At 32.4% G+C, this 25426-nt stretch carries 22 protein-coding genes and 1 pseudogene; 20 read left to right on the forward strand and 3 right to left on the reverse strand.

Annotation, left to right across the window (positions count from 1 at the left end; all coding sequences use genetic code 11):
* Positions 1-234 precede the first annotated feature (234 nt).
* The 16 genes and pseudogenes from MHB74_RS12330 to MHB74_RS12405 all read left to right on the forward strand — a co-directional run bounded on the left by MHB74_RS12330 (position 235) and on the right by MHB74_RS12405 (position 19587).
* Positions 235-1896: a SpaA isopeptide-forming pilin-related protein gene (locus MHB74_RS12330; RefSeq protein WP_081110448.1), complete on the forward strand. Its 1662-nt coding sequence runs from the start codon at positions 235-237 to the stop codon at positions 1894-1896.
* 92 nt (positions 1897-1988) lie between these two features.
* The gene (locus tag MHB74_RS12335) at positions 1989-2792 is read left to right on the forward strand and encodes a class C sortase (RefSeq protein WP_081110441.1); all 804 of its coding nucleotides are present in this window, start codon (positions 1989-1991) and stop codon (positions 2790-2792) included.
* Positions 2793-2945: 153 nt separating this feature from the next.
* Positions 2946-5180, forward strand: a complete 2235-nt coding sequence (locus tag MHB74_RS12340) for a SpaA isopeptide-forming pilin-related protein (RefSeq protein ID WP_270401961.1) — start codon at positions 2946-2948, stop codon at positions 5178-5180.
* A gap of 184 nt (positions 5181-5364) precedes the next feature.
* A complete protein-coding gene (locus MHB74_RS12345) occupies positions 5365-5925 on the forward strand; it encodes a class I SAM-dependent methyltransferase (RefSeq protein WP_061680383.1) in 561 nt (186 codons plus the stop codon).
* A gap of 264 nt (positions 5926-6189) precedes the next feature.
* Complete coding sequence (locus MHB74_RS12350; protein ID WP_061680382.1) at positions 6190-6669, forward strand: SRPBCC family protein; 480 nt, start codon at positions 6190-6192, stop codon at positions 6667-6669.
* Between the two features lie 79 nt (positions 6670-6748).
* Positions 6749-9919, forward strand: a complete 3171-nt coding sequence (locus tag MHB74_RS12355; RefSeq protein ID WP_061680381.1) for an ATP-binding cassette domain-containing protein — start codon at positions 6749-6751, stop codon at positions 9917-9919.
* 401 nt (positions 9920-10320) lie between these two features.
* On the forward strand, positions 10321-10662 hold the full coding sequence (locus MHB74_RS12360; RefSeq protein WP_061680380.1) for a PadR family transcriptional regulator: 342 nt from the start codon (positions 10321-10323) through the stop codon (positions 10660-10662).
* Complete coding sequence (locus tag MHB74_RS12365; RefSeq protein ID WP_132135864.1) at positions 10659-11171, forward strand: hypothetical protein; 513 nt, start codon at positions 10659-10661, stop codon at positions 11169-11171. The genes MHB74_RS12360 and MHB74_RS12365 overlap by 4 nt, the downstream gene beginning before the upstream one ends.
* Positions 11171-12646, forward strand: a complete 1476-nt coding sequence (locus tag MHB74_RS12370) for a serine hydrolase domain-containing protein (protein WP_061680379.1) — start codon at positions 11171-11173, stop codon at positions 12644-12646. Before MHB74_RS12365 ends, MHB74_RS12370 begins: the two co-directional genes overlap by 1 nt.
* 91 nt (positions 12647-12737) lie before the next feature.
* Positions 12738-13547 carry a MerR family transcriptional regulator gene (locus MHB74_RS12375; protein WP_061680378.1) on the forward strand — a complete coding sequence of 270 codons (810 nt, stop codon included), beginning with the start codon at positions 12738-12740 and terminating at the stop codon, positions 13545-13547.
* A gap of 367 nt (positions 13548-13914) precedes the next feature.
* A complete protein-coding gene (locus MHB74_RS12380) occupies positions 13915-14361 on the forward strand; it encodes a MarR family winged helix-turn-helix transcriptional regulator (RefSeq protein WP_000817657.1) in 447 nt (148 codons plus the stop codon).
* Positions 14362-14393: 32 nt separating this feature from the next.
* A complete protein-coding gene (locus tag MHB74_RS12385) occupies positions 14394-15338 on the forward strand; it encodes an acetyl-CoA carboxylase carboxyltransferase subunit alpha (protein ID WP_061680377.1) in 945 nt (314 codons plus the stop codon).
* 459 nt (positions 15339-15797) lie between these two features.
* Positions 15798-16049 (forward strand): annotated as a pseudogene (locus tag MHB74_RS12390) (helix-turn-helix domain-containing protein); the annotation flags it as partial.
* Between the two features lie 63 nt (positions 16050-16112).
* Positions 16113-17075: a helix-turn-helix transcriptional regulator gene (locus MHB74_RS12395; RefSeq protein ID WP_061680376.1), complete on the forward strand. Its 963-nt coding sequence runs from the start codon at positions 16113-16115 to the stop codon at positions 17073-17075.
* A gap of 74 nt (positions 17076-17149) precedes the next feature.
* A complete protein-coding gene (locus tag MHB74_RS12400) occupies positions 17150-17782 on the forward strand; it encodes a type 1 glutamine amidotransferase family protein (RefSeq protein WP_061680375.1) in 633 nt (210 codons plus the stop codon).
* Between the two features lie 449 nt (positions 17783-18231).
* Positions 18232-19587, forward strand: coding sequence for an RNA-guided endonuclease TnpB family protein (locus MHB74_RS12405; protein WP_098375518.1), 1356 nt, complete (start codon positions 18232-18234; stop codon positions 19585-19587).
* Between the two features lie 265 nt (positions 19588-19852).
* On the opposite strand, the gene MHB74_RS12410 is transcribed toward MHB74_RS12405, so the two are convergent.
* Entirely contained in the window at positions 19853-20467 is a 615-nt protein-coding gene (locus MHB74_RS12410) for a hypothetical protein (protein ID WP_227023495.1), read from the reverse strand.
* A gap of 17 nt (positions 20468-20484) precedes the next feature.
* Positions 20485-21711, reverse strand: coding sequence for an MFS transporter (locus tag MHB74_RS12415; protein ID WP_061679862.1), 1227 nt, complete (start codon positions 21709-21711; stop codon positions 20485-20487).
* Positions 21712-21845: 134 nt separating this feature from the next.
* Here MHB74_RS12415 and MHB74_RS12420 point away from each other — a divergent pair, with 134 nt between their 5' ends.
* Together MHB74_RS12420 and MHB74_RS12425 are read left to right on the forward strand one after the other, a co-directional pair.
* Positions 21846-22388, forward strand: coding sequence for a D-glycero-alpha-D-manno-heptose-1,7-bisphosphate 7-phosphatase (locus MHB74_RS12420; RefSeq protein WP_068987170.1), 543 nt, complete (start codon positions 21846-21848; stop codon positions 22386-22388).
* 49 nt (positions 22389-22437) lie between these two features.
* A complete protein-coding gene (locus MHB74_RS12425) occupies positions 22438-23013 on the forward strand; it encodes an NUDIX domain-containing protein (protein ID WP_061679861.1) in 576 nt (191 codons plus the stop codon).
* Between the two features lie 42 nt (positions 23014-23055).
* On the opposite strand, the gene MHB74_RS12430 is transcribed toward MHB74_RS12425, so the two are convergent.
* Positions 23056-23772: an SDR family oxidoreductase gene (locus MHB74_RS12430; protein ID WP_061679860.1), complete on the reverse strand. Its 717-nt coding sequence runs from the start codon at positions 23770-23772 to the stop codon at positions 23056-23058.
* A 185-nt stretch (positions 23773-23957) separates the two neighbouring features.
* Between MHB74_RS12430 and MHB74_RS12435 the strand changes: the two genes are divergently transcribed.
* Together MHB74_RS12435 and MHB74_RS12440 are read left to right on the forward strand one after the other, a co-directional pair.
* The gene (locus MHB74_RS12435) at positions 23958-24296 is read left to right on the forward strand and encodes a winged helix-turn-helix transcriptional regulator (RefSeq protein ID WP_061679859.1); all 339 of its coding nucleotides are present in this window, start codon (positions 23958-23960) and stop codon (positions 24294-24296) included.
* Between the two features lie 237 nt (positions 24297-24533).
* Positions 24534-25397 carry a serine/threonine protein kinase gene (locus tag MHB74_RS12440; protein ID WP_061679858.1) on the forward strand — a complete coding sequence of 288 codons (864 nt, stop codon included), beginning with the start codon at positions 24534-24536 and terminating at the stop codon, positions 25395-25397.
* Positions 25398-25426: the final 29 nt, after the last annotated feature.

A 25426-nucleotide genomic window follows, 5' to 3' on the forward strand; every position in this document is an offset into this window, starting at 1 on the left:
TGAAGTAGAGATATAAGTGTAATTCAGGGGGAAAACTACATATATCGTATGGAGAGACAACGTAATAATAGCAAATAAGAAGAGTGAATAAGTGATTGTAAACAATGGATTGTTGGACGACTATGTTTTAGGTTCCTCGTTTAAATCTGGTACTTGGCACACTATTACTTTTAAGAGGGTAATAGTAATAAAGAGATTTTTAAAATGATAGAAGTAGTAAAGGGGATAAGAGAAATGAAAAAAATATTTAGTGTGCTTTTAGTATTTTTCTTAACATTTTCTACATGGTCTAGTGTATTAGTAAAGGCAGCTTCACCATCCAAAGGTACTTTAACGATCCATAAATATGAACAAGAAAAAGATGGCGCACAGGGGATAGAAGGAGATGGCTCTGTAAATCAAGAGGTACCAACAAATGCGAAGCCGTTAAAAGGTGTAACGTTTGAAGTGAAAAGGGTTGCGTCGTTTGAAAAAATTTCAAACGATGGGAAAATCGTGAAAGAAGATGTGAAGCCTGTAATGGGAGCAACTCCAACTCAAGTAGTAACAGATGATAACGGACAAGCTGTATTAAAGGATCTTCCGCTAGGACGTTATGAAGTGAAAGAAGTGGCAGGACCTCCGCATGTTAACCTAAATCCAAATACGTATACAGTGGATATTCCATTAACGAATAAAGAGGGTAAGGTGCTAAACTATGATGTTCATATGTATCCGAAAAATGAGATTAAACGTGGTGCAGTTGATTTAGTAAAGAGTGGTGCAAATGAAAAAGCATTAGCAGGTGCAGTATTCTCTTTATTTAAAAAAGATGGTACAGAAGTGAAAAAAGAGTTAGCAACAGATGGTAATGGGCATATTCGCGTGCAAGGATTAGAGTATGGGGAATACTATTTCCAAGAGACAAAAGCGCCGAAAGGGTATGTACTAGATCCGACTAAACACGAGTTTTTTATAAAGACCTCCGGAACTATTAACGAAGATGGAACAATTACTTCTGGTACAGTAGTTAAAGTAGAAGTGCAAAACTATGAAGAACCAAATATTGATAAAAAGATTAACGGTAATTTGGAAGCGTTACCAATTAATCCGTTAACTAATTACAATTATGATATCAAAACATTAATTCCAGAAGACATTAAAGAATACAAAAAATATGTAGTAACAGATACATTAGACAATCGTTTAATGATTCAAGGAAAACCAATCGTGAAAATTGATGGAGCGGAAGTAAATGCAAGCATTGTAGAGGTCGCTGTAGAAGGTCAAAAAGTAACAGCTACAGTAAAAGATTTCACAAAGTTAGATGGTAAAAAAGAATTTCATTTACAAATTAAATCACAAGTAAAAGAAGGAGTGCTATCTGGTTCAGAAATTTTAAATACAGCAAAAATTGATTTTATAAATAAAAATGATGTAATTGGAGAAAAGGAATCTAAACCTGTAGTTGTTGTTCCGACAACTGGAATTATCGAGTTAACAAAAGTTGATGGTGCTGATAAGAAGAAATTAAAAGGTGCGGAGTTTGTACTTAAAGATAAAAATGGAAAAATAGTTGTTGTGGCAGGTAAAGAAGTCACAGGTGTATCAGATGAAAATGGTGTTATTAAATGGACTAACATTCCGTATGGAGACTATCAAATTTTTGAAACGAAAGCACCAACTTATACAAAAGAAGATGGTACAACAGCTTCATATCAATTATTAAAGGATCCTATTGATGTAAAGATTAGCGAAAATAATCAAACGGTTAAATTATCGATTGAAAATAATAAAAGTGGATGGATTCTTCCTGTAACGGGTGGTATCGGAACGACTCTATTTACTGTACTAGGCCTTGCGTTAATGGCTACAGCGGTATTTGTTTTCTTTAGAAAAAAGTTTGCTAATAATTAAGGCTTTAGGACCATGTAACCAAGTGATGTAAAAAGGGGAGAAGCAAAATGCTTCCCTCTTTTCGATATTTTAGTATATGCAGAGGTGAAAATATGAAACGAAATCTTGTTTTAGGAGGTATTTTTTTATTTGGATTAGGTATTTTTTTATATCCTACTATTAGTAATTGGTTGGCGACTCGTGCACATTATTCTGAGATTAGCTCCTACGATAAGAAGATCAAAGCACTACAAAAGAAAGAAGTTGAACGTAGGGAAAAAGAAGCAACCGAATATAATAAACAAGTTCAAACTTCCATGAAAACATTTTCAGATCCATTTTCTGAAGAAAAAAATAATCATCAAGCGTATGCCGATGCGTTAAATTTAGGTGATGTAATGGGGTATATTGAAATATCAAAAATTAATATAAAACTACCAATCTATCAAGGGACCTCTGAGGAAGTATTGAGTCGCGGGGTAGGTCATTTAGATTTTTCTTCACTTCCAGTAGGTGGAGAAAATACGCACACTATTTTAACAGGGCATCGTGGTTTACCATCAGCGAAATTATTTACAGATTTAGATAAGTTGAGTGAAGGAGATCTTTTTTATATTCATTCTTTAGACAAAGTTCTTGCTTATAAAGTAGATCAAATTAAAGTAGTGTTACCACACGAAACGGACGATTTAAAAATTGTGGAAAATAAAGATTATATTACATTAATTACATGTACGCCTTATGGAGTAAATACAAATAGATTACTGGTTCGAGGTGAGCGTGTGGAGTTTAATGAGAAAGAAAAACAAAAAATGTGTAAAGAGATATTTATGTTTAATAAGTGGACCGTAGTAATCTTAATCCTATTATTATGTGTGTTTCTAGTCGTAATTTATAAGAAAAAATTAACTCGATAGAAGGAATTTATTTATCCTGTATTAATGGGCAGTGGGACCGAAAATCCAGAGATAAGCAAAGAAGTTATATAGGGGATGAAGTAAATCCTCACTGGAAAAAGTTTGACTTTATTCGACTGTAGAAAAAATACGATAAAGGTGGGAACAAAGAAATTGAGGTTACGATTAAAGTTGGTAAGTATTCATTTTATGGTCTTGTTAATGTTATGTGTAAGTTTTGTCATATATGCACCAAAAGAAGCATATGGATCCACGACTAACTTAGAAGGTCTAGGGGATATATCGCGTTATAATGCTGTTGTCTTTGGTAACCATATAGCAGTAGGTGGCGATATTGAAGGAGCAATTGCAGTTCAAGGTGATATGGATGCATCTGGTTATACGATTGTAGGTGCAGCAGCGGGAACATCTAATATAATTGGGGAAAAATGGGATGATGAGGGATATCCATCCTTGTTATTGTCTGGAAAATTTAAAAAATCAAGAGAGGAATCTTTTATTATTCAAAACGGAATAGTTGTAATGACAAAAGAGAGTGATCCAGATCATATCATACAATCTTCTTATGATCGTATCGTTTATAAAGAAAAACTAGAAATTGACGCGAATTTTAATGAATTTCACAACATAGTGAACCAAGTCAGTAAAAATGCAGGTCAATATAAAACGAATACCCCAATTCCAAATATGAGTTATGGAATCGGAAAAGATATAAACAATCCTAATATTTATGTTTCATCAGAATTGGTAGGGAAAATCAATTTAGATATAAGAGATGTCTTTTTACCTAATGCGAAAGGAAAAGATTTTATCGTTATGTATTCAGATGCAATAGAGGTTACATTTAAAAATGGTGCTATCTTATATGACACGAACAATATTGGTAGGGCTACAGATATAATTCCTACATCACAACCCTATTCTCCTAATTCACCGTTTACTGAGTTATACGGGAAAGTGATGTGGGTTTTTCCTAATGCAAAAAAAATTACAACAGAGGGGTATGGTGTTGTTGGGAGTGTGTTTGCTCCAAATGCTGTATTAGAAACAAAAGGTGGTTCAATTAATGGACAAGCATTTGTCGGTGCGGTACAACAAACTGGTGGATTTGAATTTCACAATTTCAAATTTAACTGGCAACATTGGAACAAGCCTAGTACAGGAAAAGTAAAGATAAAAAAAGTAGATAGTAATAATGATAATAAAGAATTAATGGGGGCAAAATTTCATATTGAAGATTCAAATAAAAAAGTAGTTGGCGAGTTAATAACAGATGAAAAAGGAGAAGCGATATCAAAAGAATTACCAATAGGTAACTATACTCTTGTGGAAACAGAAGCGCCTAAAGGTTACGAATTATTAAAAGATAAAATAGCTGTAAAAGTAGAAAAAGATGCAGTAGTAGAAATTAAAATAGAGAATAAGAAATTACCAGATCCAATGGGGAAAATGAAATTAGTAAAAATCGATACGAGCGATAATAATAAAATGCTAGCAGGAGCAAAGTTTCATATTGAAGATTCAAATAAAAAAGTAGTTGATGAGTTAGTAACAGATGGACAAGGAGAAGCGATATCAAAGGAGTTACCAATAGGTAACTATACTCTAGTGGAAATAGAAGCGCCTAAAGGTTATGAATTATTAAAAGATAAAATAGCTGTAAAAATAGAAAAAGATGTAGTAATAGAAATTAAAATAGGGAATAAGAAATTACCAGATCCAATGGGGAAAATGAAGTTAGTAAAAGTAGATACGAGCGATAAAAATAAAAAGCTAGCAGGAGCAAAGTTTCATATTGAAGATTCAAATAAAAAAGTAGTTGGTGAGTTAGTAACAGATGGACAAGGAGAAGCGATATCAAAAGAATTGCCAATAGGTAACTATACTCTAGTGGAAGTAGAAGCACCTAAAGGTTATGAATTATTAAAAGATAAAATAGCTGTAAAAATAGAAAAAGATACAGTAGTAGAAATTAAAATAGGAAATAAGAAATTACCAGATCCGACTGGACAAATTGAAATTGAGAAAGTTGATGATAAGGATATTAATCTAAAACTAAAAGGTGCTGTATTTCAAGTCTTAGATAAAGAAGGTAAAGAAGTTACTAGATTAACAACGGATGAAAAAGGAAAGGGGATTTCCAATCAGTTAGTATTTGGAAAGTATACGATTAAAGAAATAAAAGCGCCAAATGGATATATGTTACTTAGAGATCCAATAGAAATAGAAATTACAGAAGCGGTAAGGACACAAAAACTAACAGTGAAAAATGTGAAAAATAAATGGATAATTCCTAATACTGGTGGCAGCGGAACAACAAGTTTTTACGTGACTGGTTTTGTGCTAATGTTTGGTGTGTTATGTTTATGTAAGAAAAATCGTATATAAATAGTATAAAAACAGTTGTGTATTATAAACTGATTCCATAAAGTTAGAAAATCGTTGTGTTAGAAAAATTTCCAGCATGAGTTCGGTATTGTACTGGACTTATGCTATTAAATTTGTCGAAGAAGGTAGAATAATAGTAAACATAGAATATATTAATAATTAATATGTTTACGAGGTGAAAGTAGTGGCAATAAAACAAGATGAAATTAAAGTAGTAGTTGGAGCTGGAATGTTTAATAATAATCCAGGTTGGATACAAACGCAAAAAGATGAACTTAATTTACTAGATAAAGCTATGTGGGAAGAAAGGTTTGAATACAATTCTATTTCAGCTATTTTAGCTGAACATGTATGGGAACACCTTACATTTGAAGAAGGTGTAAGGGCAGCAGAAATTTGTTATGAATTTTTAAAGTCAGCAGGGCACATTCGATGCGGTGTTCCTGATGCGTTTTTCCAAGATGAAGCGTACCAAAATATAGTTCAAATAGGCGGACCAGGTCCGAAAGATCATCCAGCAGCAAGTCATAAAATCGTTCATAATTATAAAACATTAACGAAAATGTTTGAAACTGCGGGGTTTGAGGTAGTTTTACTTGAATATTGTGATGAAAATGGTCAGTTTTATTACAACGAATGGGATGCAAACGATGGTGTTATTTTCCGTTCTAAAAAGTATGATTCTAGAAATAAAGGCGATAAACTTGGTTTTCCATCGCTAATTGTCGATGCGATTAAGCGGTAAGTCATTCAACAAAAAACAAGAGTAAATTCTATCATTTCAGAAGTCGCAAATGCGGCTTTTTTTATACGTAAGTTTATTTTTAATAAGGAAATGGGCATATATGATATTTAATTCCTAATAAAATAGAACTCGATTTAGAAAATACTTAAGTTTTTCAGCGCCATTAACTTTAAATTAATACTTCGGTGACATAAATATTTATTTTATATTTATATTCGTGTAAAATAAAGTAAGAACATACATTCTGTGCAGGGGGTAATCAATATGATAGCTGAAATTGAAAAAGTAACTGATGGGTATATTGTAAAATTTGAACGCGAATTTCCATATACAATAGAGGAGGTTTGGTCTGTTTTAACAGAAAACAGTAAGCTTAAAAAATGGATGTCTAATTTACAAATTGAAAGCCTTAAAACAGGTGGAATAATAAAGTTTGACTTGATGGACGGTTCATTTATAAATATTGATATTTTAGAGTGTCAAGTAAACGCAGTGCTTGAATTTACTTGGGATAAAGATCGTGTCCGATTTGAAATACATAAAGAGGAAAATGGTACTCTTTTACTTCTTAAAGAATACATTCATGATTTAACAGATCATACACCGAAAGACATAGCAGGTTGGCATATTTGTTTAGATCTTTTTTCTTCCGTTCTAGAAGGAGAAGAAAAAGAATTTTCTAAAGATGAATGGCAACAGTGGTTTGAAATATATAAAGGTAAGTTTCTTGAAGTAAGAGGGTAATTACGTAATATAATATATTTATTATGTAATTATTATATCGTAAAAATGTCTTTTATGAAAAATAAGAATAGAGGTTAATATGAAAGTAAATCAATTAATTGCTAATAACATAAATAAATTAGATACAGCTATCCCATTTAATAAGTCGTTTGGAATCGCTGGTTTATCAGGATCAGGTAAAACAACTTTTTGTCAAACGATTGGCGAAGAATCAAAAAAACGATTAGTTTCTTTATTGCCAAAGGCTGAATATCAATATTTATTTCCTAATATTATGGAAACAAATTTTAGTGCTATTAAGATGGAGGATATGCCTTTAGTACTTTTTCTAGGAAAATCATCGATTTCTTCTAACCCACGTTCAACGATAGGTACTCATACTGGTGTGTTTACTGAAGTTCGCGAAAAACTTTCTGAAGTATTTCATCTTTCCCCTGAGGTTTTTTCGTTTAATAATCAGTTAGGTTGGTGTACTGGTTGTAAAGGCCGAGGCACTACTAAAAATATTGAGTGTAAAAAATGTAAGGGAAAACGTTATAGTGAAGAAATCGAACAACATACGATAGATTTATTTGCTAAACCACATACAATTTCAAATATTAATGATTTAAGTGTTGAATCTATTCTTTCGTTAGCAGAAGTGTTAAATATTAGTGAAGCAAAACAACATATACTGAAAAATATAATTAATATGAATATTGGTTATTTAACATTAAATCGAATTATGGGTACGTTGTCAGGTGGAGAGTTAACACGACTTTATTTGGCTGAATTCATGGCAGTAAGTGAAAATGCTGTAATTATTATTGATGAGATTTCAGTTGGACTTGATCATGAAACATTATTACAAATATTAGAAGAGATTAAGCAGTTAGGGTGTAAAAATCAAATTTGGCTTATTGATCATTCAGATACAGTACTGGATACAACAGATGAGCAATTGTTCTTTGGGCCTGGTAGCGGAAAATATGGTGGACAAATTGTGAAAGAATCACCAAGGCCAAAACCAATACTATCGGATCTAAATAAAGAAGTACCAGCAGAATATTATACATTCCAAGAATTATATTGCCGTAATATCCAAATGACGGAGTTTCAAATTCCTAAAAATAGGCTTGTGACGGTTACAGGAGAATCTGGATGCGGGAAATCTACACTTGTTAACGAATGTTTAGCTACAGATTTCTTGAAACGATATCCAAAAGATAAACTAGTTATGGTCGGACAAGATCGAAATCAATCCATTACAAGTCGATCAACTGTAGCCACTTTCCTAGATATTAAAAAGAAACTAACAAAGTATAGCGAAGAAATTGATGATATTTTTGAGCGTTCGATTGAGGATATTATAGATGAACTTCCAAATGAAGATATTGCATATAAACGCTTGAGTCTACTTATTAAATTAGGACTTGGTTATTTAACGTTAGAACGAAAAACACAAACATTATCAACGGGTGAATTTCAATGTGTTCATTTAGTTTCGGAGTTATTTGCGAACACTAGAAATCCACATACATTATTTATTTTTGATGAGCCTTCAAAAGGTTTATCACAAAATATTTTAAATCAATTTATAGATAGTGTTAGAGCTATATTGCAAGATGAATCAGTCTCTATCATTATGATTGAACATAATAGTTACATGTTAGAAAGCTCTGATTATATTGTAGATTTCGGGAAAAGACAGCCTGAATCTATAAAGCATCTTGATGTAGTAAGTCATGAAGATTATTATCGCCAAAAAAGCAGTGTGAATAAAGCTGAGCAAATACATATTTCTTCAGCGCTTAAGCATAAAGAAGGCGTTCACTATTTAGAAGAAAATCATATTAACTATTTTAAAAATGCCGAAAACATTTATAAGGGTGGTATTTTAAAAAGTTTATCATCAATGGCCCGTTTAATTTATGGTGAATATGAATCTGATACAATTGCACCTGTTGTTGCTATTGATCTTGAAAGACATTTATATAGTCAATATAGTTTCTTATATGAAATTGGTGGATTAATTAATCATATTGTAGCTGCTCATCCAACTAATAAAGATACGAGAAGTTTTGATTTCTATTCACAGGACAATCATTGTCCATCTTGTTCTGGACGTCTTCAAATTGAAGTTTTCGATAAAGAGATTACAATTCAAGATAAAAATGTTCCATTTTGGGACGGTTTATTTGATCCGGAAATCATGAAAGTCTTAAAATTTTATCAATATGAAAAAATAGAATTTCTATTTGAAGAAATAAAAAATGAGCTTGGTCACGATTTATCAAAGAGCTATAATGATATGTCAGAAGAAGAAAAGTATACGTTTTGGTACGGATATTTTGAAAAATCATTTTATGATAAAAAAGGAAAGACACGCAGAACATGGGTAGGATTTAATACGATTATTGGTGGATATATTGTTATTTCTAAAGCAGCTATTAAAGAAGAAATTAAGTCTTCTAAAGAAATGATGACCTGTCCAATTTGTGAGGGGACGGTTTTAAAGCATCATAAACCCCTTAAATTTGGTAACTTTGATATTCGTGAAATGATCAATCAGCCAGTTGATGAAGTGTTGAAAATAGTCGGTGATTTACCTGCACTTCATAAATTAAAGTCTATAGTTGGTGGCGATATGAGATTGACAGAAGATGTTTCTTTATTGCCAAGAAAAGCACAAGTTGCACTGAAAATGTTTGAATTAGAACAGGTAAGCTTTTCAAACTATGAAATGGTGTTACAAAATGTTTTACCATTCTGGGACGAAATAAAAGGAAATATTGAATCCATTAGTGTTAATAATCAAGTAACTGTATGTGATTTCCCTAATGTTTATGAAACGAGAGAAAACATTATAGATAAGTATTTCACAAATGGTAAATATAAAAAGCTTACGTATGTATACGAAGCGTTTGGATACAAAAAGTTAGTTACCCAAATCAATAAAATTAGAAAAAGTAACCCATGTCCATTTTGTAAAGGAAAGAAAGTTATAACTGAAGATAATTTACATGATGGTGTCTTTAAATTAACAATCCCATGTGTAACATGTAATGCAACTGGTATTAATGACGAAGGGTTAAAAGAAGTTGTTGAGGGCGTGGATGTACAAACATGGTTAACTGGAAAAGTTAGTGATGTTGTGGATGAGAGCTTATTAACAGAAGCTGTTTCGCAAATACCAATTTTTAATCGCATTCGCGAATTGGATAAACGAGAAATGATGGCGGTTTATGAATGTCTTGAGAGTAATCAATAAAATTTTATTAGTTAAGGTGTTATTAACATAACTTATATAAAACGTATATTCTTTATAATGTTAATAATAACGCAGTTTAATTATTACAAGGTAATGAAAAGATCCAATTTCTTAATGTCACAATTAAGAAATTGGATCTTTTAGTGTTTTCATGTCCCACATACAATATTTTCCACTAAAGAAAGAAGTATAAGGTATAAGGGAAGGAGAGATAAACAAATAAAATTGTGAAATGATTGATATATTATGTAATTATTATATTATAAAAGAGATAAATAGGGGTAAAAAAGTTCGTGAGTGATAATATTTGTTTATTAATCTTTTTGTTTTGTTATCTGATTTTTTAAATTTAACAGAAATATATACTTGAATGAAGTATATATTTCTGTTAAATTTATCCTATGGATAGAACAAGTTTAATTAAAGGTCATTTAGAAATGTGTGTATTATCTATTTTGTCGAAAAAGAAAAGTTATGGTTATGAGATTATGAAAGAACTTGAAGTAAACAATTTAAAATTGAAAGGAGTAGGAAGTATTTACCCTATTCTAACTAAGTTGAAAAATCAAGAGTGGGTTAATACTTATCAAGAAGTAACAGACAGTGGTAAAGTTAGGATTTATTATGAAATTAATGAAAACGGGAAAATACGTCTTGAGAAAAAAATTAATGAGTGGTTAGAATTGCAATCGGATATTCAAACATTATTAAAAAACGGCTCGAAAGGAGACCTTCTGAAATGAGGAATAGATTAATAGGTAAAGAAAAGCAATTTTTAACAGACGTACTTAAGGAATTACAGCAATACGATATTAGTTTAGAAGAAATGGAAAATGTTAAGCGACAAATATTAGAACATATTCAAGAATGTCGTGAACATGGTGAAGATAGTATAGATGATTTAGGTACACCTCAATTATTTGTTCAAGATTATTTAGAAATAAATGAAATTGATTTACAAGTTAAAATGAAACAACTTAAAAATGAAAAGGGTAAATTAAACAAATCTTTCTTACGCGGCATATTCATCGCAGTTATTACTTACCTCATCTCGCAAACTACATTTACAATATTTTTAACTAGATCATTAAATCCAACTAATAGTAAAAATACATTTCAGTATAATCTTCTATATCGTATTTCAGAAAATCAATGGTGGAATTCATTATTAATAATGATTAGTTTTATGCTCTCTATAGTAGTATTCATTAGTTTAGTAAGTTATAAAAAAAGAAAGCTCTCTAAAGCATAATGAAGAATGCAATCTATAAAATATCTCTAATTTATATTCTTTGTAATGTATTAATGTTATGTATTACAGATCCAAAAGTTTACGCTCAGCAAAATATTAAAATTGCCTTGGATAAGTATATTGAAAAATTTATAAAAGAGCAGAATATTCCAGGAGCTTCTGTTGCAATTGTACATAAAAAAGATGTATTTTTCACAAAAACGATAGGAATTACTGGAGAATCTGAAAAAAAGGTAACTAGTAAAACACCATTCGCAATTGGCTCAATAAGTAAATCTTTAACAGCTTTAGCTATATTGAAATTAATTGAAGATAAAAAAATAAAATTAGAGGATTCAGTTCAACAACACCTTCCTTGGTTTAAATTAAAAGACAATCAATTAACCTCCACTATAACAATCCGAAACCTACTAACTCATACAAGCGGAATAAACACATACGAAGGTTTGGCATTATCAGATATACAATCCAAAAGTTCTTCAGCTTTAAAAGAAAATGTAAAGAAACTTTTAAATGTAAAATTAAATGCCTCACCAGGAGAAAAATATCAATATAGTAATGCGAATTATATTGTTTTAGGTGCTCTTATTGAAGAGGTCACAAATGAAACGTATTCATCATATATGGAAAAGCATGTTTTTCAGCCGTTAAATATGAATGGTGCAGCAGCAAGTAAAGAAACTGCATATGAAAAGGGTTATTTAACAGGTTATCAGTCTTGGTTTGGCATACCAAGAAAAAGTGTAGTGTCCTATGATAATTCTGGGGCACCGTATGGCTATATTACTGCAAATTTAGAAGATATGATTCAATATATTATGTTTTTGAATCGGCCTGAGGATGCTCAATTTTTAAAGCAAGAAAACATGGATCTTTATCTTTCACCACTTTATAAAATAAATTCAGAAAAAAGTTATGGTTTTGGATTAAGAACAACAAATATAAATGAAAGCGAAACGATGATTTGGCATTCAGGATCCACGCCCGATGCTCGTGCAGAAATATTTATTTTAAATAAAAGTGGCTGGGGTGGTGTTATTTTAACAAATAAAAATCATGTATTAGAAGAGCCAGCGTTATCAGTGTTGAAAAATGGGATTATTAGTATTTTGAATGGAAAAGAACCAATTGATCCACCTAGAAACATACCATTTACACAAATTGTTATGTCGATAGTTATACTCGTGCTTTTCATTTCGCCAATTATGTTTGTTAAGAAGTATAGGCATAAGAAAAATGTTGAAAAACTAACTTGGTTATTTGTAGGAAATTTATTTCTACTATTATCTATTATTTTCATCCCGCTTCTTACTTATAGTACAAGCTCACCATGGAAAACAATTAAAATATTTGCGGCAGATGTAGCCTTTCTTACAAATATTATAGTAACTTTATTAGTTGTGAACGGATTAATATCAATCTTTATAGCCTTAAGACGGAAGAGAGTAAAAGGGGAAATAATTAAAGAAATATAATTCAAGTGTTATAAACAGTTGACTCTCACACGATGTCATTGTTTAAGATGAAGTTGAGCTTCGAAGTAGATGTAATTTATGGGAGGAAAATATGTTTAAAATAGGTGACTTTTCAAAACTATCTTCCATTAGTATTCGTATGTTGAGACACTACGATAAAGTAGAATTGCTACAGCCAGTAAAAATCGATGAACAAAGTAGATATCGATACTATTCAGCGGCCCAATTAAAGAAAGTAAATCAAATTCAAATGTTAAAAGATATGGGGTTTAATATTGCTACTATTAAAGAAATAGTAGCAAGCGATAATATGGAAGTAATAAAATCACAATTTAAAAATCGTAGTGCTCAAATAAAGGATGATATGGATGACTTCCAAAAACAATTACGTCTTCTCGAAGCCTCAATGAAAACGATGAGAGAGGATGTTGTTGAGATGAACTATCATGTTTCAATAAAAGAGATTCCAGATAGAAATGTAGCTAGTGTTAGAAAGATTATTCCATCATATAATTGTGAAGGGGATTTATGGGGTATATTAATGCAAGAAATTCAAATGAAAAATATTAGTATTGCCCATCCGAGTTATAGTATTGCGGTTTTCCATGATCGTGAATACAAAGAAAATGATGTAGATGTAGAAATACAGCTAAGTATTTTAGGTAAGCATGAAAATACAAAAGACGTTACATTTAAAAAAATTGAATCCACTAATGTAGCTTCCATAACGGTTAATGGAAGTTATGAACAGATGACAGCTGTAAATGAGGCTGCAGCAAAATGGATTGAGACAGAAGGTTACGAAATAGCAGGTCCAATGTATAATATTTATCATGTGAGCCCAGCGATGGAATCAGATCCTAATAAGTGGGTTACAGAAGTTTGTTATCCAGTTAAATGATGATAAAGAAAAAAGGCATATAATTAATGCCTTTTTTCTTTATGGGGTACCGTCACATACCCATCAACTTAAGAATTTAGAACTCCCCAAAAAATTATGAGTTTTTTGTTACAAGTTTTCACAAAATTTTTGTTTTTTAGGTAGTTTTATTTTCTTAGCTTGATTGCGATGAGCGGTACCCCATAAAGTCCCCTAATACATAATTGATGTTCTGCCATTTGTAGAAAACAATCCACTTATCCCATTTTAACAAGGAGAAATATCTCGTCCATGATGTAATATTGGCTTACGTTAAGCTTGTGAAAAAAACATATTCATGTATAATACAATTGATGTATGATACATTAGTTGTAGGAGGGTGACCTATTTGAAAAGAGAAGATGCCTTAAAACTAAGAACAGATATTAAGAAAATGATTATAATAACTGGGGTTTTTGAATCTCAAAATTTGCCCAAAGGACCATTTGAAAAACCTTTACCAACTTCTCAAATGATGGCGTTAGAGGAACTAGAGGTGGAAAAATTAACTGTTTGGCAACTATCCAATAAACTTAGATTAGAGACTTCAACTGTAAGTAGATTGGTAGATAAGTTAGTAAAAAAGGGTCTTATTTATCGTGAAGTAAATGAAAAAAATAGAAGAGAACTTTTTCTGCACCTCACAGAAAAAGGTCACATAACTGTTAATTGCTTAAGAGAGCAATCCATTACATTTTATCAAAGTATTCTCAATAATTTATCAGAATCAGAACAAAAAATAGTTGTGGATGGTTTTGAATTATTTATTGATTCTATTTCTAAGTCTTTTGATTAGAGTGAGGTAAGTCATAACATTTGGAGGATAAAATGAGTTTGCATTTTGAACGTCCTATTATTGAATTAAAAGAGAAATTTGATGAATTAAAGAAAATAATGAAAGAAAATAATGTAGATTTATCGTCAGAAATTCATGAATTAGAAAAACGTTTAAATAAAATGCAAGATAAGATTTATTCTAATATTACACCTTTTCAACGAGTTCAAATTGCAAGGCTACGTAACCGACCTACGACATTGGACTATATACCTTTATTGTTTACAAACTTTCTCGAACTTCATGGTGATCGATTACATGGTGATGATAAAGCAATGATAGGTGGTATTGCAAAATTTAAAGGAATGCCCGTTACGATTATTGGTCATCAAAGAGGTAGAAATACAAAGGAAAGTATAGAAAGAAATTTTGGAATGGCACATCCAGAAGGTTATAGAAAAGCGCTAAGACTTATGAAACAAGCTGATAAATTTAATCGCCCTATTATTACATTTATTGATACAATAGGCGCCTATCCAGGGGTAGGGTCTGAAGAACGTGGAATTTCTGAAGCGATAGCTCGAAATCTATTTGAAATGACTACACTTAAAGTGCCAATTGTTTGTATTGTAATTGGAGAGGCATCAAGTGGTGGAGCTCTTGGCATTAGTGTCGGTAACCATATCCATATGTTAGAGTATTCATGGTACTCGGTAATTTCGCCAGAAGGAGCAGCATCTATCCTATGGAAGGACGCTAAGTATGCTCCAGAAGCTGCTGAACATATGAAAATTTCAGCAAAAGATTTAAAACATTTAGGAATTATTGATGAAATCATTCCTGAAATTAAAGGTGGAGCACAAAATGATATAAAATCACAGGCAAAAATGATTGAATCTGTAATCGAATCATCTCTAAAAAAATTGATACTATTATCCTCGGAAGAGCTTATACAACAGCGGTATGAAAAGTATAGACAAATAGAGAATTATAAATGAAAATATTTAGATTCTCGCAAAAAAATTTCAAATATTTTGTAAGTAACCTCTTAAACTGGGATATGCTGATACTATTACTCTACAAAAGATGTGTGATCGGTATGGAAAAGGAAAATTTGTTCAAATGGAAGCATTATCACATACCCATCAACTCAAGAAATTGATTGTTCCCCAAAACGAAAAAATGAGCTGAATTCTCATAAAAATCTGTAAAAATATGGAAATTTCGTTGTGGGGGGTATCTCAAAAGCTTAGGTTGATGGCAATGGGGTATCGTCAGGGAAATACGGATTTACAATGATGCTAAGCCTTTTTTTCTGACGATTCTCCCGTTTTTAACAACGTTAAGAAAGTTTCAGTGGTCTTAAAGAATCTAATTAGATCACTTTCTCCGAATTAAAATGGTATTCTCCTAGCAAATTAATATGTTCCCAGCAAAAAGGTGACATATGGTGCAATATTATGGTTATGGCGGGTGTAAACCAATCAGAACGTGATCTTATCCGTATGCGGTAGCGTGAAGGAATTGAACTGGCTAAGAAAAAAGGAAAGTTTAAAGGTCGGTTAAAGAAGTACTATAAAAATCATGCAAGAATGAATTATGCAGTAAAGCTTTATAAAGAGGGAGATATGACTGTGAATCAAATTTGTGAAATTACAAATGTGTCTAGGGCTTCAATATATAGAAAGCTATGGGAAAGGAACAGTTGATGAATTATACCGAAAATCGGAAATACATAATAGAAAATAAATTTGATATTGAGGTGGAATTATATGCCTAAAATTGACAATATGTTAGCGATTCTATGGATGCTTCGTTCAGGTGAAAAAATTACTGCAAAACAAATTTCAGAAAAGTTAGAGATGAATATAAGGACTGTGTATCGTTATATAGATACAATTTCAACAAGTGGCGTACCTATCATTTCAGAACCAGGACATAACGGTGGATACACTTTATTGAACAATTTTATTGAGGCGCCTCTTTTTTTTGATTTTGAAGAGCAAACTGCACTATTTCACGCTGCTGTTTTTGCAGAAGAAGCCGGATATTATGGAGGTGAAGCACTAAATCGGGCCATTTCAAAACTAAGTAAATACTCAAATCAAGAGCAGGAAACAAAGATAAACCAACATTTAGCTAGTCTTGAAGTAATAAGTCGATTAAGTTCACTCCCTATGGAACCTTTTTTGAAGGAGTTGGAGCAGGCCGTAGCTGACGGCTACTCAGTAAAAATTCTTTACCATAAAAGTGGCGAAAAGCAATTAAATTATAGATTGGTCGATCCGTACAAAATTATCTATTGGAATAATAAGTGGTATGTGATTGGATTTTGTCATCTTAGGAATGATATCCGTAGTTTTAGAGTAGATCGAATTGAAAGTCTAATGCTAACAGAAAATAAGTTTAAACGACCAGAAAATTTTTCAGCACGTGACTTTTTTATAAATGGTCTTCTTCCAACTATAGAAGATAAGGAAGGGACTATTTCTTTGGTTATTAATGGGGATAAAAGTGTATTGGCTGATATTTGCCAACATTGGTTTTTAGGACATTATTTACAAGAACGGACTTCAAATCAAGCAGTTTTTCTTCTTGAAAAAGATATATTACATACATATGTACCTTATTTACTTTTACCGTACAATAAATCTATTAAAGTTATTGAGCCAATAAGTCTTAAGAAAAGACTTATTGAAGTTCTTTCGGAATTAATAAAATTTCATCAAGTATGATAACTTCCCTGACGTTAACTGTCAGGGAAGTTATATTATAATAGCTATATAAATTGTGATTGGAGTGTTATTGGATGCAAACAAAAAAAGCATTTCTATATGTATTTAATACAATGTCGGACTGGGAATATGGATATTTAATTGCGGAATTAAACTCAGGAAGATATTTCAAAAAAGATTTAGCACCTTTAAAAGTAATTACAGTAGGAGCTAATAAAGAAATGATTACTACTATGGGAGGACTGAGCATAAAACCAGATATTTCCCTTGATGAATGTACTCTTGAGAGTAAAGATCTTTTAATTTTACCAGGAGGGACTACTTGGAGTGAAGAAATTCATCAACCTATCTTGGAAAGAATTGGCCAAGCTTTAAAGCTTGGTACTATTGTTGCGGCAATTTGTGGTGCAACTGAGGGCCTCGCGAATATGGGATACTTAAATACTAGAAAGCATACAAGTAATAACTTAGAATATACTAAAATGGTATGTCCTAACTATAAAGGAGAAAAGTTCTATGAGTTGGAATCTGCGGTATCTGATGCGAATTTAGTTACTGCATCAGGAATAGCTCCTCTGGAATTTGCAATGGAGGTACTGAAAAAAATAGATGTATTTACACCAGATACATTACATTCATGGTATAACCTAAATAAGACTCATAAACCTGAATACTTCTTCCAGTTAATGAATTCAATAAATAAATGAAGTAACTAAAAAGCTCAATTTCTCTATTTTGATTTGTAGAGAAATTGGGCTTTTTAATTTGGAATTTCCTTATCGTTGTAAATCGGTATTTTCCTGACGCTAGCCATTTAGTAATTTATCTCTTTCGGCAAGAAGACTCCATTTGATTTGTGTTACGAGTGAAACCCAACAATTCAGGTGGAGATGAATTGTCGTCAGAAGGTAGGCTGAACTCTTTTGTTTCGTCTATAACAATTTTCCCAGGGCGAATATTTGTTTCTTTCTGTCTGTCTAACAATACAATCTGCTCTTAGATAAGGAGGGAATATATCGTAAGACAACGAAATTGGATAATAATAATCATTTGATTACTTGACCAAAAGGAATTACGGTGAAGATCATGTTCACATTTCGTTCCAAATATTGATTTGTCAAAAGAGATGAACTTTCTAAGAAAGGTGGTGAAAACAATGGCTAGAAAGAAAGCAGTGAAAGTACTACGTAAACAAAAGAAAAGAGAGACCATGCAACGATTCACCCAGAAACAGAATATCGGACGAGCTTGTCTCACAGCTAAAGAATTTCGTTTACTTAAGCGCATGTCACATAGTTCAAAAGCATTGCGAAATGTTGGGTTGTATACGATTAAACAAAGTTATTTGAATCATAATAAAATAGCTACTGTAAAAGAAGTGGATACCGCCATGCAAGCCGATATGAACTACTGGGGCGTGCAATCAAACTCTGTCCAAGCTATTCGTAGAGCCTTATATGCAGAAGTGAAGAGCTTTTTTAAGGCATTGGAACAGTGGAAGAAAAATCCTGAGAAGTTCACAGGACGTCCTAAGTTTCCGAATTATTCTCGTTCCACTGACAAAAGAATTATTGAAATCTATCAAGTTCCAAAAGTGGATGAGAACGGGTATTGGATGATTCCGATGAATGTTGCATTCAGAAAAAAATTCGGTTCCATTAAAATACGTATGCCTAAAAATATAAGAAATAAAAAAATCTCCTACATTGAGATTGTACCGAAGCAAAAAGGTCGGTTCTTTGAGGTGCATTATACATATGAAATGCACGTTTCTCAAATGAAGCAACAATCCACGACTACGAGTAACGCTTTGAGTTGCGATTTAGGTGTAGATAGATTAGTAAGTTGCGTAACCAATACAGGTGATGCATTTTTAATTGATGGGAAGAAATTAAAATCCATTAACCAGTACTTCAACAAAATGATACGTCATCTCCAACTGACAAATATGGAAAACGGACTTTCTAAGCGAGTTGTAACGAATAAAATGGCTGCACTTTGGCATAAACGAGAACGACAAATAAATGGTTACATTTCACAAACTGTAGGTCTGTTGTTCCAAAAAGTGAAAGAATGTAGCGTAGATACGGTTGTCGTAGGGTATAACGCTGGTTGGAAACAAAAATCTGATATGGGGAAAAAGAATAATCAAAAATTTGTTCAAATCCCATTTCATAAACTGATGGCGGCAATTGAGAATAAATGTGTAAAAGAAGGCATCCGATTTTTCAAACAAGAAGAAAGCTATACTTCAAAAGCTAGTTTTCTGGATAAAGATCCGGTTCCAGTTTGGTCTAAGGATAATAGAGCCCAATATTATTTTAGCGGCAAACGAATCACTCGTGGTCTGTACCAAAGTAAAGCAGGAACATGTATCCATGCTGACATTAATGGTGCGCTGAATACATTGGAAAAATCAAGAGTTGTAGAATTGGATGAAAGTCTTAAAGTGAAAACGCCGATTCTATTAGAAGTGCAAAAACGTAAGGCTGTTGCTTCGTGCATAGCTTAGTGGGTGCGTCAACCATCCATGTGTACTCGACTTGTCGGGGCTTGTAGCACACGCCAGATTCATCTGAGTGGTGGCTTCTTCCACAAGGAAGAACTGCTCTTTTTCGAAAGGGTGGTGCAAGTGGGAAAACAATCGTTCGTTGCCAGTACCAACCAAAAACATACTTAGGGTGTTACCATAAGGTAGCATGAATGCTAGAGCGTCAAACTGTCTAGCGATAGACGAAAAGACCTAGCGTTCTAACTCAAGCCCCCACTGAAACGTTTCAAATCAGTCGGGGTAGTTGACTTGCAAATGTACAAAATGAGCGGAGTGTAATGGAATCCTTTAATGACTCTTTTAAAAACCAACCTGTTGGTACTAAAGAAATACAACCCTCTTTTTGAAAGAATGAATGTTTGAGGAAATATGCTATTTCTTGAGTTTCTTTTAAGAATATCGGATCAATGTAATCGAATAGTACAGAATAATATTTTAATGTTCTTCTACCGACAATTCTATTAAAAGAACAACTTCGGTATAAATCAGGCACTACAGGATATATACCGTTAGTTAGAAGTGCTTTTAAAGTTTGTTTTGATTCTTCCTTTAAACCTATCATGAAAATTTCATGTAATTCATTATTAATATAAACTTGTTTCACATCTTTATAATGAGGGATTAATTCATTTTTAACTATATTTAAAGTAATGTCATTTGTAATGGGAAAGGACGTATAAACGTCCTCTTCAAGTATGAAATCCATGCCACTGAAAAGTTGGCAAATTGGACTGAGAGAAGTCTTTGAAGATACAGGTGGTGCCTTTTCTATATAAAAATCTTCATTTATAGTAGGTGCTGGATATTTTTGCTCTTCGATTTCAATTAACCAATCATACATAATTATCTTTCCTTCCATCATAGTTTTCGTATCGGACTATATAACGCAATAATAACTTCAAGTAGCTTCGTGAAAGCAGCTAAAGCAAATACAAGTACTGGATTATAGGCTGAAATAATACCTCCTACTAATGCCCCGAGTGGCATGGCTAATCGTGTAAGTACACGTGAAAATCCTAAAACCCTTCCTTGCATATTTGATGGAACAGTTTCCTGGCGAACTGTGGCTACAATTATATTCCATGCAATATTGCAAGTCATTGCAATACCGAAAGCAATGCCAGGAGCAAACCAATATGTACTCCAAAGTGCGAAAGTTAAGCCAATTGCTCCAGCGAATAGGAGTAAAGGAATTAGGAGGCCGCGCTGCAATCTCTTTTCTAAAGGAACTGCAATCAAGCTTCCTAAAATCCCACCGATGCCAATTAATGAATAATTAAAGCCACTTTGTTCCGGGGGAAGTTGCAATGTGGATAGTAAATAATACATGAATACACCTAAAACTGCACTTGCTCCAAAGTTTCCAATCATAGCTTGAAAAGATAAAGCTATATTTAAGCGATCATTTTTGAGCCATTTAAACCCATTAAACAAATCCGATAGAATATTTTGAAGTGTATTTTTATCATTATTTTGGCTGTTTACAGTTTTAATTGATGGTAATAACATCACAGCAACTAATGTTGCAATAAATGAAAGAACATTAATCCAAAGCACTTGAAAGCCTCCAATAAAAGATATGAAAATCCCAGCTATCATTGGACCAAACAAACTAGCCAATTGATTAATCATTTGATAGAAAGAATTAGCCTTCGTTAATGATGCTCCAGCGATGTGTGGAATGACTGTAACAGTTGTTACATCAAAAAGCATAGACATAACTGCTAAGATAAAAGTAATTATGTATAAATGCCAGATTTCTAATAGATGTAATGTATGTAGAATGGGAACAAGACTTACTAAAATAATATTGGTAATATCCGCTATCCAAAGTAACTTTTTTCGATCGTATCTATCAATTATTGCACCAACTAAAGGGCCAAATAAAACAATTGGCAATACATTTATAGCAAATAAAGAACTCATAATTACAGCTGAACCGGTTAATTGATAGGCAATCCAAGGAAGCGCAAAAGTATACAGTGAATCCCCGATTCGTGAAATGAGTAAACCAAAAATAAATATCTTGTATTCTTTCGAAAAAGTTGTATTTACGGTAACCTTGCGTTCTAGTATAAATTTCATAACTGTTTGAACCACCTTTATTATAGAGGAATTTTAAAATCATCCGTCCAATATTCGTTATGTATAGAATTCTGTAATTTTTAGATGAATCCTACTTTTTAGGGGCATTTTAAAATCTAAAGGAGGAAATAAAAATGAAGGCAGTATTTTTAGATAGAGATGGGACAGGTAGAGGTATTCACCCGAATGAATTTACATTATTTGATTTTGCACCTAAAGCAATTCAAAAGTTAAATAACTTAGGATTAAAAGTGTTTTTATATACAAATCAAACTAGAATTGGAAGGGGATATTTCACCGAAAAAGAACTGCTTAAAGGATTTCAAAAGATGCAACAAATTTTAAAAGATGAAGATGTATATATAGATGGAATGTACTATTGTCCACATAAAATGAATAATAGTTGCGACTGCCAAAAACCGAATATAGGTTTACTTTTGAAAGCAGCGGAAGAACATGGTCTATTCTTAAAAGAATGTTTTCTTATTGGAGATACAGGGAGTACAGATATGATTGCAGCTGAAAGGGCTAATATGAAAAAGATTTTAGTGCGAACAGGATGGGGGGAAAGCTCATTAATAAAGTATAGAAATTCGTGGAAAGAAACAGTACCTGAGTATATAGCGCAAAACCTACTTGATGCTGCGTGTTGGATTGAAGATAATTTAAATACATAATAAAATTATAGTAAACTATTTTGTTCAAAGGTCGTTAGGAGGGAAAATGTTGATACAAATAGATAAGAATGTGCGAACAGCTGGTGCATATGTAGTGTATAAAAATTTATTTGTTTTTCAAGTTGGTCCAACGAGTAAAGGGGGTACATTAGGTGTAGTAAGGCTGGGGGGACAGAAAGAAGCCGATGAAACGGCAGTAGAAACTGCTAAAAGAGAAGTGAAAGAAGAAGCTGCTATCGATATTGCAATATACAGTTCACCAAGTACATATTATAAAGAGAATTGGAATGCACAATCAAAGAAAATAAGAGTAGAAAATGAAATCAATCCAATATTAATTATTGATAGCCCAGATGAAACTTTATCTATTATGTATATGGCACATTCAGAATATGAACCAACTCCATCCTCTGAAACAAACGGGTTATTATTGCTTTCAGTAAGTGATATTAAGCTAATTTGTAGTAAGGAAATAACACTAAACGATTATATTAAACAAGGTGGAATGGCTATATTGAAAGAAAAAATAAATAAAGATTTAATCTTACAACCGTTTCCGCAACTTATGTTTTTAGCGGAACTTTTAAAAGAGGATCCTATATGGCTTCAGCAGATTCTAAATTAGCAACAAAAGCCACCTTTATAAGTGGCTTTTGTTTTACATAATTTAATGGTAAGTGTATCCTCCATCAGGAAACAGTACATTACCTGTAGAAAAACTATTTTGCATTAAATATAGTACAGTATGCGCAATTTCATCATTGTGCCCAGGGCGTTTTACAAGAGATAGAGATTTATAAGTTTCATAAGCAGCTAGTCTATTTTCATTTTGTTCATTCTCTCTTTGTATTGTTCCGGGAGAAACAACATTAACTCTAATTGGAGCTAGCTCAACAGCTAAAGCTTTCCCTAAACTTTCAATAGCACCATTACATGCTCCGTAAGCAGGTGCTCCTTTAAGTGGCCTTTGACTAAATGCACCGGACATTAATACGATAGATCCAGAGTTTGAAAGAAAAGGAACTGCATATTTTACAGCATAATATTGCGGCCAAAACTTTCCGATAAAGCTACTTTCAGCAATATTATCTGTAGCGGTTATTGGTCCAAGTGAGTAGGAGGCACCTGGTGTAAATAAATGATCAAAATTGCCAACTCTTTTGAAAAAATCTTGTAATTGGTTTTTATCTTGGTTATCCAATACATAAGTCTGAAGATGATTGTTATTAATTACTTCTTGAGCAATCATTAATGTTTCTTTGGATTTTCCTGCAATAATAACATGTGCGCCTTGTTCAATTGCTTGTTGTGCTGTTGCAAACCCAATACCAGAACTCCCACCAATGATAATGATTCGGCTACCTTTTAAAGTAGTAATAGACATATTTAAGCCACTCCTTTAATAAAAACGTTAAAATAAAGTTGTTATGCCTTTATTATTCGCTAAAAGATAGCAAGTGAAAAGTACACACTTTTTATGTACATAGTCGCATATTTCGTACTAATCACTATTCATGCGGATATGCAATGTGAAAAAAGATTTGTGATGTCAGAGGAGAGGTGTGAAAAATAGATTTACAAGAACCGAAGTTAAAAGGAGTAATAGCAACACTACAAATAATCGGCGGAAAATGGAAACCACTCATTTTGTTTATATTATTAACAGATGGAACAAAACGGTTTGGTGAAATAAAGCGATTAATACCAGATATATCTCAAGGGACGTTAGCAAAGCAATTGCGGGAATTAGAGCAAGATCAACTAATAGAACGCGAGATTTATCCAGAAATACCACCTAAAGTGGAATATAGTTTATCAGAGCATGGAAAAACAGTAAGTACAGTGTTAGATAGTATGTGTGGTTGGGGAAGAAGACATTTAGATTATATAAATAGAAATAAACTATAAAAATATTATGTAAACTATTTATGCACAAGGAATGAATTTTCCTTATAATTTGTATTTTATAATATATAATAGAAAGTAAGGATATTTCGGTAGTTATTGAATGAAATTAAGGACCTTTATTTGAAAGGAGTGATGTTTTATGAAGAAACAGACGAAAACAAAGTATGAGGTAAAAATCATTTGAGTATGCGTATCATGCCTCTATAAACTACGTTCGCTTAAAGCTAGGAGCAGCGCATGATAAATATTACAATAGGAAAAAATCAATACCCAATAACATTAGCTGAGGAACATAATTTTGATTGGTTAAAGGGTGTAGAAGTATTTACTGTTATTGATCAGCAAGATTCAGGAAATATTAGCTTTGGTATTATTGAAAATGGACATCGTTACTTTTTGAAGTATGCCGGTGCACGTAATTTAGAGTACAAAGGTAATGTAGAGGATGCAATTCAACGATTAATGAAAGCAAAGGAAGTATATGAACAAATTCAACATCCTTTACTAGTTCCGTATATTAATTCGATTCAAATGAAAAATGGATTTTGTTTAAGGTTTCATTGGATTGATGGGGAATGCATGCACAATCATTGGGACTTTACACCGTTTGAAAAGCACCATTCACCAAATTCGCCTTTTGTGAAGTTAAGAAAATTATGTGTGTCGAAGAGACTTAACATATTGACACAAATTTTTGAGTTTGCAGCATATGTGGAGTCACTAGGCTATGTCATGGTTGATTTTTATGACGGTAGTATTTTATATAATTTTGAACAATCAAAACTGACGATTTGTGATATTGATTTCTTTCAAAAAACACCTGTATTCAATGAAATTGGGGAGGATTTTTGGGGAACAGCTCGCTTTAAAGCACCGGAGGAATATGAACTGCATGCACAAATTACAAGCGAAACGAATGTGTATGTGTTAGCCGGAATTACTTTTTCCTTTATCGGCGGGAAAAATGATAAAAGCTATGAAAAATGGGAAAGTACACAAGAATTATATAATATATGTAAAAAAGCGCTACATAAAGAAAAAAGTAAAAGGTACCGTACTGTTCAAGCGTTTTATGAAGCTTGGCTTGCGTATATAGAATAAATAATTGATGGCTCATTTTCATTAAGAAG

The organism is Bacillus sp. FSL K6-0069 (genome assembly GCF_038007785.1).
In the GTDB taxonomy this organism is placed as follows: Bacteria; Bacillota; Bacilli; order Bacillales; family Bacillaceae_G; genus Bacillus_A; species Bacillus_A mobilis.

Bases quoted from the DNA above. Each gene is read 5' to 3' on its own strand.
- MHB74_RS12330 (WP_081110448.1), top strand. From the start codon at position 235: ATGAAAAAAATATTTAGTGTGCTTTTAGTATTTTTCTTAACATTTTCT.
- MHB74_RS12335 (WP_081110441.1), top strand. From the start codon at position 1,989: ATGAAACGAAATCTTGTTTTAGGAGGTATTTTTTTATTTGGATTAGGT.
- MHB74_RS12350 (WP_061680382.1), top strand. From the start codon at position 6,190: ATGATAGCTGAAATTGAAAAAGTAACTGATGGGTATATTGTAAAATTT.
- MHB74_RS12355 (WP_061680381.1), top strand. From the start codon at position 6,749: ATGAAAGTAAATCAATTAATTGCTAATAACATAAATAAATTAGATACA.
- MHB74_RS12360 (WP_061680380.1), top strand. From the start codon at position 10,321: ATGGATAGAACAAGTTTAATTAAAGGTCATTTAGAAATGTGTGTATTA.
- MHB74_RS12365 (WP_132135864.1), top strand. From the start codon at position 10,659: ATGAGGAATAGATTAATAGGTAAAGAAAAGCAATTTTTAACAGACGTA.
- MHB74_RS12370 (WP_061680379.1), top strand. From the start codon at position 11,171: ATGAAGAATGCAATCTATAAAATATCTCTAATTTATATTCTTTGTAAT.
- MHB74_RS12375 (WP_061680378.1), top strand. From the start codon at position 12,738: ATGTTTAAAATAGGTGACTTTTCAAAACTATCTTCCATTAGTATTCGT.
- MHB74_RS12385 (WP_061680377.1), top strand. From the start codon at position 14,394: ATGAGTTTGCATTTTGAACGTCCTATTATTGAATTAAAAGAGAAATTT.
- MHB74_RS12395 (WP_061680376.1), top strand. From the start codon at position 16,113: ATGCCTAAAATTGACAATATGTTAGCGATTCTATGGATGCTTCGTTCA.
- MHB74_RS12400 (WP_061680375.1), top strand. From the start codon at position 17,150: ATGCAAACAAAAAAAGCATTTCTATATGTATTTAATACAATGTCGGAC.
- MHB74_RS12405 (WP_098375518.1), top strand. From the start codon at position 18,232: ATGGCTAGAAAGAAAGCAGTGAAAGTACTACGTAAACAAAAGAAAAGA.
- MHB74_RS12410 (WP_227023495.1), bottom strand. From the start codon at position 20,467: ATGTATGATTGGTTAATTGAAATCGAAGAGCAAAAATATCCAGCACCT.
- MHB74_RS12415 (WP_061679862.1), bottom strand. From the start codon at position 21,711: ATGAAATTTATACTAGAACGCAAGGTTACCGTAAATACAACTTTTTCG.
- MHB74_RS12420 (WP_068987170.1), top strand. From the start codon at position 21,846: ATGAAGGCAGTATTTTTAGATAGAGATGGGACAGGTAGAGGTATTCAC.
- MHB74_RS12430 (WP_061679860.1), bottom strand. From the start codon at position 23,772: ATGTCTATTACTACTTTAAAAGGTAGCCGAATCATTATCATTGGTGGG.
- MHB74_RS12440 (WP_061679858.1), top strand. From the start codon at position 24,534: ATGATAAATATTACAATAGGAAAAAATCAATACCCAATAACATTAGCT.